The organism is Rhodocyclus tenuis (genome assembly GCF_014197755.1).
GTDB classification, from domain to species: Bacteria; Pseudomonadota; Gammaproteobacteria; order Burkholderiales; family Rhodocyclaceae; genus Rhodocyclus; species Rhodocyclus tenuis.
In genome coordinates, this window is record NZ_JACIGE010000002.1 from 71,717 (window position 1) to 84,316 (window position 12,600).

12 protein-coding genes are annotated in these 12,600 nt (G+C 64.3%); all 12 read right to left on the bottom strand.

All coding sequences use genetic code 11. The features are described 5' to 3' along the window. Positions 1 to 14: 14 nt before the first annotated feature. Entirely contained in the window at positions 15 to 692 is a 678-nt protein-coding gene (locus GGD90_RS02980) for a hypothetical protein (protein ID WP_153115789.1), read from the bottom strand. Between the two features lie 100 nt (positions 693 to 792). Continuing rightward, positions 793 to 1,137: a helix-turn-helix domain-containing protein gene (locus GGD90_RS02985; protein WP_153115790.1), complete on the bottom strand. Its 345-nt coding sequence runs from the start codon at positions 1,135 to 1,137 to the stop codon at positions 793 to 795. Between the two features lie 378 nt (positions 1,138 to 1,515). Continuing rightward, on the bottom strand, positions 1,516 to 2,043 hold the full coding sequence (locus GGD90_RS02990) for a hypothetical protein (protein WP_153115791.1): 528 nt from the start codon (positions 2,041 to 2,043) through the stop codon (positions 1,516 to 1,518). A 974-nt stretch (positions 2,044 to 3,017) separates the two neighbouring features. Then, on the bottom strand, positions 3,018 to 4,256 hold the full coding sequence (locus GGD90_RS02995; protein WP_153115792.1) for a tyrosine-type recombinase/integrase: 1,239 nt from the start codon (positions 4,254 to 4,256) through the stop codon (positions 3,018 to 3,020). A gap of 172 nt (positions 4,257 to 4,428) precedes the next feature. Next, positions 4,429 to 5,184 (bottom strand): cell division protein ZapD, encoded by a 756-nt coding sequence (gene zapD, locus GGD90_RS03000; protein WP_153115793.1) that lies wholly within the window; start codon positions 5,182 to 5,184, stop codon positions 4,429 to 4,431. 57 nt (positions 5,185 to 5,241) lie between these two features. Further along, positions 5,242 to 5,865, bottom strand: a complete 624-nt coding sequence (coaE, locus tag GGD90_RS03005; protein ID WP_153115794.1) for a dephospho-CoA kinase — start codon at positions 5,863 to 5,865, stop codon at positions 5,242 to 5,244. After that, positions 5,862 to 6,737: an SPOR domain-containing protein gene (locus GGD90_RS03010; RefSeq protein WP_153115795.1), complete on the bottom strand. Its 876-nt coding sequence runs from the start codon at positions 6,735 to 6,737 to the stop codon at positions 5,862 to 5,864. The genes coaE and GGD90_RS03010 overlap by 4 nt, the downstream gene beginning before the upstream one ends. Before the next feature lie 10 nt (positions 6,738 to 6,747). Then, a complete protein-coding gene (locus GGD90_RS03015; RefSeq protein WP_153115796.1) occupies positions 6,748 to 8,106 on the bottom strand; it encodes a TrpB-like pyridoxal phosphate-dependent enzyme in 1,359 nt (452 codons plus the stop codon). A gap of 117 nt (positions 8,107 to 8,223) precedes the next feature. Continuing rightward, entirely contained in the window at positions 8,224 to 8,949 is a 726-nt protein-coding gene (locus tag GGD90_RS03020) for a type III pantothenate kinase (RefSeq protein WP_153115797.1), read from the bottom strand. After that, positions 8,946 to 9,761, bottom strand: a complete 816-nt coding sequence (locus GGD90_RS03025) for a biotin--[acetyl-CoA-carboxylase] ligase (protein ID WP_153115798.1) — start codon at positions 9,759 to 9,761, stop codon at positions 8,946 to 8,948. The genes GGD90_RS03020 and GGD90_RS03025 overlap by 4 nt, the downstream gene beginning before the upstream one ends. Before the next feature lie 242 nt (positions 9,762 to 10,003). Next, the gene (ntrC, locus tag GGD90_RS03030; protein ID WP_153115799.1) at positions 10,004 to 11,428 is read right to left on the bottom strand and encodes a nitrogen regulation protein NR(I); all 1,425 of its coding nucleotides are present in this window, start codon (positions 11,426 to 11,428) and stop codon (positions 10,004 to 10,006) included. An 82-nt stretch (positions 11,429 to 11,510) separates the two neighbouring features. Further along, a complete protein-coding gene (glnL, locus tag GGD90_RS03035; protein ID WP_153115800.1) occupies positions 11,511 to 12,587 on the bottom strand; it encodes a nitrogen regulation protein NR(II) in 1,077 nt (358 codons plus the stop codon). Between the last annotated feature and the right edge of the window lie 13 nt (positions 12,588 to 12,600).

Consider the following 12,600-nt stretch of genomic DNA (forward strand, 5'->3'; position numbering starts at 1 on the left):
AAGCGCGTTTGGCGCTAATTCTTCTTTGAAGGGCGCCCCCGCTTGAACTGAAACCCCGCTTCCCTCGACCATTTCTTCAGCGTCTGCAAACTCGAATTCGACCAAGACGGATCGAAGTCTTTCAGTCCCTGCAACTCTTCGACAGTTCTCGCAGTTGCGCCCGCGTCTAGCGCCGCCTTTGCCCAGGTCATGAAAGCAGACTTTCGAAGCTGATCCGCGCGTTTCGATACCGCGTCTTTTGCCTGCTGACTCTGCGCAGCGCGCTGGGCTTCTACGCCCGAGCTTCGCCCGGCCTCCTCTGCCTTTGCCACCAAAGCCGCGCGATGATGCGGGTCGAAAACCTCATGAGCGGCGATGAGGGCTTTCAACAACAGCTCGCGGATATCCGGCAATACTTCCGCGAGCCTGTACGGCTTTTCCGTCACCTCATAGAGAAGAACAGACAAGCGCCATAGGTCGTCATGCAGATAGGTCCGGCGAAAGAGACCGGGTTTTTCCTTTTCAAGAATCGCTTCGGATGCTTCCGCTTGGATTTTTATGCGTTCGTACAGATAGGACTTCTCACCGGTAAGCCGCTCGGCCGGATCGCGAATCTTCGGATCAGTAGCCGCCAGCTCGCCCAGCTTGTCGCATAGGTCTTCGATCTCGAAGACGTCACCGAAAGCGGCGAAATCTTCCCATTTCATAGTCATTACGCACCCCTTGTGCGCGTCCCCTTGGGTAATGGCGCCGCGCCAGCCGGGCAAGGGTTCCCGGTTTTCTCCCCGTCGAGATAGGCGCGGCGTTGCTCGATCAGGCGGCGCAGTCTGGCGCCACCTTTTGTGAAACGGCTGCCAGGTCAAAGCTCAAGAGGGACTGAGCCACGGCAGCTGCGCGCGTCCCAGTTGGCAGCGGTCCCGCGTTTTCCTCTTCCGGCGTCGCTGGCGCCTTGGGCACGCCTTTCGCAAGCGGCCGGACGAAGCGCCGGTGAATATCATCAATCGCCATCAGTGCGCCAAGGTACTCGCCAACCCATGCGGGCGGGCCTTCCTGCGCCCAGTTGCTGCAGGCGTTTTTAGACATTTGCACCCGCCGCGCCAGGTCAGACTGCTTCCACCCCAGCGCCCGCAAGGCAGCGCGATACTCGTCTCCGGTCATGGCTCTTCCTTTCTACTTTCCTCGCGCGCGCGAGGGATGGCGCGATCATAGCTCATACAACCCAGTTTTACGAAAAGTGTTGTTTCGTCCCAATTGTGGGGAACGACAATTTTACATAACGCTAGTTATGCGCACCATTTTCCGAAGTGGGAAAACAGCACCAAAAACAGCCTGTTTTTGCCATGAAAGTGGGAAATCGCCATTTTTCGCCCTGTTTTGCCCCCTCTGCGCGCCGGCTTTTGGGCGAAATTTCACTAAAACGCGGCAATAACGGATTATCGAATGCCGATAATTCGCTAGCCCGCAGAGGACGGGCGGCGCCGTGCAGCCGGTGAACTGCCCTGTCGGTCAGTGCACTCGGCTGATCGCCGCTCATCGCTAGCCCCTAGATTCCTCGAGTTGCTCTTTGCGAGTGCAGTACTCGAAGAAGGCTTCGGTGTCGAATCCTATGCCGCGGTTCGCATTGGCCAGCAGGGATTCATTGGTCGTGTCATCCAGGCTCGAACCGAGCGCTCGCGCAGCTGCACCAAGCCACCTTGAAAGCTCAGACATGCACCCGACCATCTGGCCGCGCAAGGATTCGTATTCAGGGCTGCCGTGTTTGATATCTCCGGAAGAAAGGCGCTCCATCCAGGCTAAAACCATCCAGCCGAGATACAGGCCGCAGCAGTCGTTGGCGTCCTCGCGGATATGCTTCAGATACATCCCGGCAATGGCTTCTCCGGTCGTTCTGCCGCCCATGTAGTCGCCTTTGGCGGGCACATTCCAGAACGAAAACGAATTGTCCTCGGTGTGCTCTTTGCCGACGAACGGCAGGCGATGCGCGGCTATTTTCAGCTTTGGGCGGAAAGCGAGAAGGTGAGGCTGTTTGCGGGTGCGGCGCGGCGCGCCTGGGGCTTGAGACATGGCAATACTCCTTGGAGGCGGTCTTAATCTCCGCCTACCCGACGCCAATCGGGGTGGGCGGAACCGTGCGGGTTGGCGTGCCAGTCCAAGGGCTGGTGAGGGTTTCCCCTCCCCGCACGGCCCGCCCATAGGGTAGCCATGCAGCGGACGTAAAAAAACCGCGCTGCGGCGGTTGTCCGCCTTGGAATCTCAGGACGCCAATCCTGTGTCGGTCTTTTTCCCGACGTGCGAATCATGCGCCAGGATGAAGGCTCTCGTCAATAAGCGAGGCGCCGGCTCGCTCGCCATCGGCCGGTGACAGGGCGCCCACCACGCACCAGGGCGAAGCGGTCACACCAGCGCCCAGCGGGTAGCCAGCTGGGTAGCCGGCAATCGCGACCGGCGGCACCAGCTGGCGCCCCTCGGCTGACGGCTCGAGTAGCAACAGCCGAAGACGGGACAGGGACGGTGCAGACGTGTGCACTGTCCCTGTCAGTACCAGCAAGGCGACGCGGCCACATGCCGCCACAAGCTATTTGTCTGAAAAGCAGCATGCTGAAAAGCCACAGCCACAAGGCGAGCGGATAGAAAACACCTCATTCCCGGCCACTCTCCGCGTAGATATCCGTTTTCCTCCCTTTTTCGCCTCGCGGATTGATGGCGCCGGCAGTCCTTTCGCGCGGCTGTCGGGACAGACATAAAAGCGCGGAAACGACAGGGCGGGCGCCTGCGGCCTTGCTTGCGCGCGCCGCTCTGCGCCTTCCTGATAACGAGTGTCCCAGCGTGTCCCAGCGCCGTCCCAGTGACAAATGGATACCCGAAAAGACCAAGCCCAGCAATGGCAAGGGTTTGCTAGAAGTGTCCCAGTTGTCCCAGTTGTCCCAGTCAAAAACGAGGGGGCGGGCTTTCTGCGGCTGCGATTGCGATACTTGAAAAACCGGGGTGTAGATGAGTGTCAACAGTCATGACATATAGAAGAACTTACCTTTTTCCCGTCAGCCAGTCCGCTTGAGCATCACGACGTTGAAGCCGCCCCCTTGCTCAATGGTGGCGAGCTTTGCAGCCCACAATTCAAGGGCGCGGCGGCGCTCTGTCAGGTAGTCGTGCTTATCGTAAATTGCGACCAGACCGCCCAGCGAGTGATTAAGGCATCTTTCGGCAACCAGCACATCAACGCCGAGGGCGCCCAAGTGGCTACGGCAGGTAGAGCGCAGATCGTGCGGAGTGAAGCGCCTGCATTTTCCGGGCAGCTCCTTGGCAAGACGATTCAGGGCAACGTTCAGGGTGGCGGCTTCCATGTGGGCGTCGCCCTCCCGGCCGTCCTTGCGCGAACGGATCGGCAGCACGTAGCGCGACTGAAAGGCGATCGTCTGCAGTTCGGCAAACCACCCCGCCACCATCGGCGGCAGAGGAACGACGAACGGGGCGCCGTTCTTCGCATGCTCGGGCGGGATAGACCACTCAGCGCGCTCGAAATCAACGTGAGCCCACTCGGCGCGCGTCAGCTCACCAATGCGGGCGCCAGTCGCCAACAGGATGCGAACCATCAAGGCGTTCTGACGCCCGATGCTGGCAAGGGCGGGAAGCATCGCCGCCAGTTCGGCATCGGTCAGCATCACCCGCTCGCGCTGCTCTGGCTTGCCGCCGATGATGGCCTTTGCCTTGATGTGCGCGCAGGGGTTCGTCTCGACCACATGCCGCCCGACACCATGGGCAAACACTTCGCGGATGGCGACCATCACCAGGCGCGCGACGTGGAGCGACTTGGTAGCGGTAGCCTCAACAATGCCGACGATATCGGCGGGCGAAACCTCGGCCGCCTTCATGCTCCCGATCTTCGGCAGGACGTAGGCGCGCAGCTGCTGCCGCCTGCCGCTGATGGTGTTGTCAGCCAGGTAGTCAGCTGCCTTGCTCAGGTAGTCATCAGACAATCGGGCGAAGGTCCAAGCGGTGGCTGCGTCCTGTTCGGCCCGCCGCTTCTCCTTGCCCACGTCGACGCCCTGCTGCACCTCGGCGCGCTTGGCGCTGGCGATCTCCCGCGCCCGTGCCAGCGAGATATCGGGGTAACGTCCCAGCGTCAATTCCTTGCGGGTGCCGCCGAGGCGATAGCGCAGCGCCCATGCGGCCGTGCCCTTCTCCGACAGGGTGAAGGTCAGCCCGTCACCGTCTGCTTTCGCCACCGGCTGCCCTGCCTTGACCCATGCCTTTATCTGAACGTCGCTCAGCTTGCCCATGATCGCCCCCTTCTTGCCGCCTAGCTACCCAGCCACCCGCTAGCTACCCACCTAGCTACCCGGAAATAATGCGCTGTCCTGCGTCCTTGTGCAACGGCCAGAAAACAAAAACCCCGCATTCGCGGGGCTTTGACTGGCGTTTTGCGTCGTCCTGCGACGCCCTGAAAGGTAGCTACAGATTACAGAAAGTCATGTCGAAAGCGACATCGGTGTCGCAGTGACGCGGCTTGTGGTCGCCCTCGGCGCGTGCGAAACGGATGTTCAGCGCGTACTTGTTGGCGCTGATTTCGGGAACAAAGCTGTCTTTCAGCTTGAGCGTCACGCGCACCATCTGCGTTGCGCTGCCGCCGAGCATCATCTGGAAGGCACCGCCCTTGGCCAGTTGCTGCTCGGGACGGCCGCTAGCGCGCAGCAGGCGCAGGACAATGACCAGACCATCGCGCAGCGGCAACATCGGCTTCAGCCAGGTGGCAAGCGCATCGCGCCGGCTTTCCGCTGACTGATGCAACCAGTGGTGATACGAGGGCAGGTCGAACTCGCACAGCCCGCCGGGAATGGCGGCACGACTGCGGATGCTCATCAGCCAGTCGTTCTCGCGCAGATGCTGACCGATCTTGCCGGTCATCGAGAGCAGCGCGGCAGACGCCTGCTCGATCTCGTAAAGCGCACCGGAAAGTGCCTCTTCCGAGATATCGGGGTTGTTTCGATAAGCCAGCAAGGTCTGGCGCTGCCGCTCGAGTTCCTGGATGAGGTCCATCTTCAGGTCGGCGCGGCCGGCAACTTCGAGGATTTCGAACAGGGTCGTCAGCGCAACGTGGTGCTCCTGCGCGCCTTCGTGCTGGCTGAAATGCGCCGTCTTGTCGAATAGATCCTCCAGACGCAGCAAAGTGCGGATGCGCTCATTGAAAGGATATTCGTAAGTAATCACGCCGCGGTCGCCAGTGTCGCCAAAGTGGCGGAATTCTGAACTGTTTACCGGAAAAGCTCAACGCTCCGCTGCAAGTTTCGCGCCTGCAAGCTCAAGATAGCGCCGGTGCAGAGTGGCAACGCGCGGCGCGATCTCGCCGAGGTCGCCATCGTTATGCAACACGTCATCGGCCGCCGCCAGACGGCGCGCGCGCGATGCCTGCGCGGCGATGATGGCGCGCACTTCGTCGGCCGACAGAGCACTGCGCGCGATGACGCGGGCAATCTGCGTTTCCTCGGCGCAATCGACGACCAGAACGCGGTCGACACGGCTGCGCCAGCCGCCGGATTCCACCAGCAGCGGCACTACCAACAACAGGTAAGGAACCTCACCCAGCGCCGCGACCCGCGCGCTACTTTCGCTGCGAATGCGTGGATGCAGGATCGACTCGAGACGCGCGCGCGCGCCGCGGTCGGCGAAGACGATGCGCCGCATCGCCGCCCGGTCGAGCGCACCGTCGGCCTGCACCACGGCATCGCCGAAGGCCGCGCAGATCGCCGGCATCGCCGTGCCACCGGCGGCGGTCAGCGCATGCGCAATGACATCGGTGTCGACCTGCGGCACGCCAAGATCGGCGAAACAGCGGGTCACCGCGCTCTTGCCGCTACCGATGCCGCCGGTCAGGCCGACGACGAAACTCATCGCGCGCCGCCGCAGGCGGTCGCACGCGCGGCGGGAAGTGTCTGCGCGACAGCCAGGCGCAAGGCCTCGAAATCGCTGTCGGCAACCTTTATCTCGACCGTTGCGCCGCGAACGACATTCGTACGTTCGCCGACACGTGCCGACTGCACGCCTTTTTCGCGCAGCTCGTTGAGGCGCTCGTTGGCCGCTTCCTCGCTGGAAAAGATGCCGAGCGAGATGGCAAAGCGGTTGGGCCCGGCCACCTGCACGATGAAGAACTCGGGAACGGCCAGACGCTTCAGCTCGCCCGCCTTGCGCTCGGCGTCGGCGCGACTGGTCAGCGGCGGAATGAACACCCACCAGCCGGCGGCGCTGGCCGCTGTCGGCGGCGCACTGCGCGTATGCGCAGCAGCAGCAAAGCGCTCGGCGAAAAGATGTTCGAGCCGGTCGGCATCGGCTGCAGCCAGGTCGGTCCACTGCAGGCAGCGCAGCGCCGTTTTCGATTCAGCCGCCTTCGTCTCGGCCGCTTTCGCCAGCGGCTTGCCCGCCGGCGCCTCGGCAGGCTTCGCCGCCGCCTTGGCCGGCGCCGCTTCGGGCGCTTTTTCAGTGGCTTTTTCGGGCGCCTTCGCTGCGTTCTTTTCCGCTGACTTCTCTGCCGTAGGCTCGGCAGGCTTCTCACCTTCCGGCGCACTCTCGGGCCCTGCAGACTCCGCCGTTGCCGGCGCCTTGTCGCTCGCCGCCGTTTCGCCGCGCTTGACGATGAACAGCTTGTCAGTGTTCAGCTGCTGCTGCATGCGCGCCGCGTCAGCGCTCTCGGTCGTGCCGAAATAACCTTGCGCCCAGGCAAACAGCAGCAGGTTGGCAAAGACCAGAGCGAAGACCAGGGCGCGCATGGCGGCGCTCTCAGCCGACCTGCGGCAGGTGGGCGAGCGAGGCGGCGATGGCTTCTGCCGGATACTCGTAGTTCTCCAGCTGGCCGGCAAGGTAGCGGTCGTACGAGGCCATGTCGAAGTGTCCGTGGCCAGTGAGGTTGAAGAACAGCGTCTTCGCTTCGCCGGACTCCTTGCAGCGCAGTGCCTCGTCGATGGTGGCGCGGATGGCGTGGTTCGACTCGGGCGCCGGAATGATGCCTTCGGCGCGAGCGAACATTACACCGGCCTCGAAGGTGCCGAGTTGCGGCACGGCCAGCGCTTCGATCAGCCCCTCGTGGTAGAGCTGCGAGACCAGCTGCGAAGCGCCGTGGTAGCGCAGGCCGCCGGCGTGGATACCGGGCGGCATGAAGTCGTGGCCGAGCGTATACATCTTCATCAGCGGCGTGAAGCCCGACGAGTCGCCGAAGTCGTAGGCGTAGGCGCCCTTGGTCAGCGACGGGCACGAGGTCGGCTCGACGGCAACGAGGCGCAGGTTCGGGCTGTTGCCGGCCGCCTTGTCAGCGAGGAAGGGGAAGGCAATGCCGCCGAAGGACGAACCGCCACCGCAGGGGCCGAAGATCATGTCGGGCCAGTCGCCGGCCTTCTCGAACTGTTTCTTCGCTTCGAGGCCGATGATCGTCTGGTGCAGCAGCACGTGATTCAAGACCGAACCGAGCGCGTAATTGGTATCGGCGCGGCCGGCGGCTTCCTCGACCGCTTCCGAGATCGCCAGTCCGAGCGAGCCGTTGCTGTGCGGATCGCGCGCCAGCGCGTCGCGGCCGGTCTGCGTTATCGCTGAGGGGCTGGCCAGCACCTCAGCGCCCCAAGTCTGCATCATCGAGCGACGGAACGGCTTCTGGTCGTAGCTGACCTTGACCATGTAGACGCGCACGTCGATGCCGAACATCTGGCCGGCGAAAGCGATCGACGAGCCCCACTGGCCGGCGCCGGTTTCGGTGGTCAGGCGGCGCACGCCGGCCTGACGGTTGTAGAAGGCCTGCGGCACCGCCGAATTGGGCTTGTGCGAACCGGCCGGCGAGACACCCTCGTTCTTGTAGTAGATGCGCGCTGGCGTGCCGAGCGCTTCTTCCAGCCGACGCGCGCGACACAGCGGCGACGGCCGCCACAGGCGGTAGATCTCGCGCACTTCCTGCGGAATCGGAATCCAGCGCTCCGCGGACATCTCCTGTTCGAGGATGTTCATCGGGAAGATCGCCGCCATCTGCTCGACCGCCACCGGTTGGCCGTCGGGCCCGAGCGGCGGCAGTGGCGCATTGGGCATGTCGGCAACGACGTTGTACCAGTGCGTCGGGATTTCCGAAGCGTCGAGAACGATGCGCAGCGATTCCAAACCAGTCTCCCTGTCTGTCTTATTTTCTGCGAAGAATCAGCGTCCGGCGCGCGTCATTCGCCCCGCACACAAGATCCAGCACAATACCGCGGCTGTCTTTGCAACAGCCGCCAACCGTCATGCTGTCGCGCCTTCGGTGACGGCGAAGCGCGCCAGTCCTTCCAGAACCAGATTGTCAATCCGCCGCACCGGCAGTGCAAGGTGTGCGGCGAGCGCCGGTGCCGAACCGCCGGAGAGAAGGCAGGGCGAACCGGCAGGCAACTGCCGGTAGAGACGTTCGACAGCACCCGCCTGTGCATGCAGGCAGCCGCTGGCGATGGCGTCCTGCGTGCAGCGTGGCAGATCGGCGAACTCGCCGTCGGCATAGGGCAGCAAGGCGGTGGCGCCGGCCAGCGAACGGCGCATCAGGTCGACGCCGGGAACGATGAGTCCGCCTTGGAAGACGCCGTCTGCGTCGAGGACGTCGATCGTCGTCGCCGTGCCGGCACAAACGACCAGACAGGCCGAACTGACGCGCGCGCGCGCGCCGATCAGCGCCGCCCAGCGATCGGCGCCGAGCCGTTCGGGGGGCAGGTAGCGACTCTCGACGCCACACTGACGCAAGCCGGGGCGCAACCAGCGGGCAGCGTCGGCGCGCGCGCCGAGTGCCGCACGCAGGGCGGCGGCAACGCCTTCGCCAGCGACATTGCAGACGGCGATGCGCGCATCGGCAGGCCAGCCGGAGGCGACGGCAACAAGTCCAGCGGCGTCGGCGGTTTCGAGCGCGCCCATGCCACCCCAGCCACCATCGGCCCAGATTCCCCACTTGATGCGGCTGTTGCCGGCGTCGATGGCGACAATCATGCGGCACGCAGCGACACGTCGCCGACCAGGAAACGTTGCTGACCGCCGTCTGCCGTGGCGAGGATCAGTGCGCCGTCGGCAGCGGCACCGAGGCAGATGCCTTCGGCCAGCGTTACTGTGGCAGCAGCATTTTCGCCGCTCGCCGAATCGAGCAGCCGCACCGGCAAACCCTGCCAGACGTGGCGCGCCTGCCAGTCTTCGCGCAATGCGGCAAAACCGTCGGCCACAAAGACATCGAGCGTTGCAATCAGCGAATCGAGCAGCGCGGCGAGCAATTCGTGGTAATTGGACGTGTAGCCAGAGCCGGCCAGCGAGGCAGCCGGCAGGGCAAAGCCGTCAACTGTCGGCGGCGGCTGCAGATTGATGCCGATGCCGATCACCGCGGCGGTGGCGCCGCGCTCGCTGGCGAGTTCGATCAGCACGCCGCCGAGCTTGCCGCCGTCGAGCAGCAGGTCATTCGGCCATTTCAGCGCGACGCCGCGAACGCCACAGGACTCCAGCGCACGCGCCAGCGCCACGCCGACAGCAAGCGACAGGCCGGCCAGCCGCGATATATCACCGCCAAAGCGCCACAGCAGCGAAAAGGTGAGCGAGTCGCCCGCTGCCGCGCGCCAGACGCGACCGCGCCGGCCGCGGCCGGCCGTCTGCCGCTCGGCAATGACGACCGCGCCGCTGGGGGCGCCATGCGCGGCGCGCTCCAGCAAGACGCTGTTGCTTGAGTCGCACTCGGCCAGCACCTCGGCGTCGACGCGACCGCGCGCCCGCCCGAGCAGGGCGGAAAGGCGGACGGGATCGATCAGGCAGTCGGTCATCGCGATAGCAGCAGGGAAAAAGGCACGGTGCAAGATGCGCTTGTTACCGAGCCTGATATCGGCCCGACGACAAACAGCCACCTCGCAAAAGGCGGCCATTATCCCCGATATTCGCGCGTCAACACCCTCAATCGCGCGAGCGGGCGATGTCTGACGGGCGTTTTGCTCGCGATTGTCACGCCGACGCAACGCCGCCTGGGCAAGTGGACGGCTTGCGGACGGCGCAGAGGTGGTGGATCGGCCTAGCCCGGAGCGTTTTCCTCGTCGGCGAGACGGCCGCCGTCGAGTTTCAGTTCCTGAATCTTGCGCGTGATCGTGTTGCGGCCAATGCCGAGCGCCTGCGCCGCTTCGATGCGGCGTCCGCCGGTTGACGCCAGCGCACGCGCGATCAGGATGCGCTCGAAGCGCTGCGACAGCTTCTCGTGCAATTGCCCGGTCGTCGCGGCGAGCAGGCGGTCGACTTCCAGCGCCAGCCCCGATTCCCAATCGGTCGCCGGCGGCGTCGCGCTGCTTTCGCGCAACTCGGGCGGCAGATCGGCAAGCTCGACGGTCTGACCGGGGGCCATCACGCTCAGCCAGTGACAGAGATTTTCCAGCTGGCGCACATTGCCAGGGAAGTCGAGGCCGCAAAGATGGCGCAGCGCGCCTTCCGACAGGCGCTTGGTTTCGACACCAAGCTCCTGCGCACTTTTCTGCAGGAAGTGACGCGCCAGGATGGGAATGTCCTCGGGCCGCTCGCGCAGGCTGGGCAGGCGGATGCGGATGACGTTGAGGCGATGGAACAGGTCCTCGCGGAACAAGCCTTCGCGCACGCGTGCCTCGAGGTTCTGGTGCGTCGCGGCGATGATGCGCACGTTCGCCTTCAGCGGCGCGTGGCCGCCGACGCGATAGTAGTGCCCGTCGGAAAGGACGCGCAGCAGGCGCGTCTGCAGTTCGGCCGGCATGTCGCCGATTTCGTCGAGGAACAGCGTGCCGCCGTCGGCCTGTTCGAAGCGGCCGCGGCGCTGCGCGGCGGCGCCGGTGAACGCACCGCGCTCGTGGCCGAAGAGCTCGGACTCAAGCAGATCCTTGGGGATCGCCGCGGTGTTGATGGCGATGAAGGCGCGGTCGGCGCGCGGGCTGTGCCGGTGCAGCGCGCGCGCGACGAGTTCCTTGCCGGCACCCGATTCGCCGGTGATGAGCACGGTCGCGTGCGACTGGCTGAGCCGGCCGATGGCGCGAAAGAGCTCCTGCATCGCCGGCGCCTGACCGAGAATCTCCGGCGTCAAGCTGACTTCCTCGGGGCTGCCGCTCTGCCGCGAACCTTCGTCGATGGCGCGACGGATCAGTTCGAGCGCCTGATCGACGTCGAAGGGTTTCGGCAGGTATTCAAAAGCGCCACCCTGAAAGGCGGCGACCGCGCTCTCCAGATCGGAATAGGCAGTCATGATGATCACCGGCAGGTCCGGAAAGCGTTCCTTGACCTGCTGCAGCAGGTCAAGCCCCGAACGCCCGGGCATGCGGATATCGGAAACGAGCACCTGCGGCGGCTCGGCGCCGGCGTCGAGTTCGGCCAGCGCCTCGCTGGCCGAAGCAAAACTTTTGAAGGAAATCTGCTCCCGCGACAGGGTCTTTTCCAGCACCCAGCGGATAGACCTGTCGTCATCAACGATCCAGACCGGCTTCATTGTTTCCCCATGCGTCATCAATGTGGTGTCCGTGCGTTAGCAATAAGCCTGCCACAGGCGGCGAAGCGGTGGTAATGAGTCATCAACGGGCGCCATTAGCGGCGAGCGGCATGCGCAGCGTGAAACAGGTGTAACCGGGACGGCTCTCGCAGTCGATCGTCCCCTGGTGCTGCTGGATGAAGCTCTGTACCAGCGTCAGGCCGAGTCCGCTGCCGCCCTCGCGGCCGGAAACCAGCGGGTAGAACATGCGTTCACGGATGTCGTCGGCGATTCCCGGACCGTTATCGACGACCTGGATTTCGAGCGCCAGGCGGTGACGGCGTTTGACCAGCGTCACCTGCCGCGCGGCGCGCGTGCGCAGGACGATTTCACCGCCGGCCGTTCCCTGCGAGAGGATCGCCTGCGCGGCGTTGCGCGCGAGGTTGAGGATTGCCTGGATCAGCTGCTCGCGATCGCCGACGAGATCGGGCAGGCTGGTGTCGTAGTCGCGGCGGACGGTCAGCTGCTGCGGAAATTCCGCCGTCAGCAGGCTGCGCACGCGCTCGAGGATTTCGTGGATATTCACTGGCGCCGGCTGCATCACGCGATGCGGCGAAAGCAGGCGCTGCATCAGATCCTGCAGGCGATCAGCTTCCTTGATGATGATCTGCGTGTATTCGCGCAGTCCCGGGTTGTTGAGTTCGTGCTCGAGCAGTTGCGCGGCGCCGCGGATGCCGCCGAGCGGATTCTTGATCTCGTGCGCGAGGTTGCGGATCAGTTCGCGATTGGCCTGTTGCTGCGCGATCAGTTGCTCCTCGCGGCTCGCCTTCAACTGCTGGTCGATCGGCCACAGTTCGAGCAGCAGACGCGCACCGGGCACTTCGGTCGGATTGACCGTGCAGTTCAGACGCAGAGTTTCGCCGTCGGCGCGGCGCAATTCGATGTTCTGGCCGGTGTAGCTCCAGCCCTGGTCAAGCGCGCTGTCGAGCGCTTTCTGCAAGGTCGGCGACCACGCGGCAATGCCCGAGAGCGGCTTGCCGGCGAGCGCCTTGCTGCTGCCGGCGAGAAGATTCTCGGCTGCCGGGTTGAGGTAGCAGATCGCCAGGGCCTCGTCGAGCAGGACCACCGACGAAGACAGCAGGTCAAGGCCGCTGAAAGGATTGAAAGGAGTTTCAGACATGCGGGATTCGGTC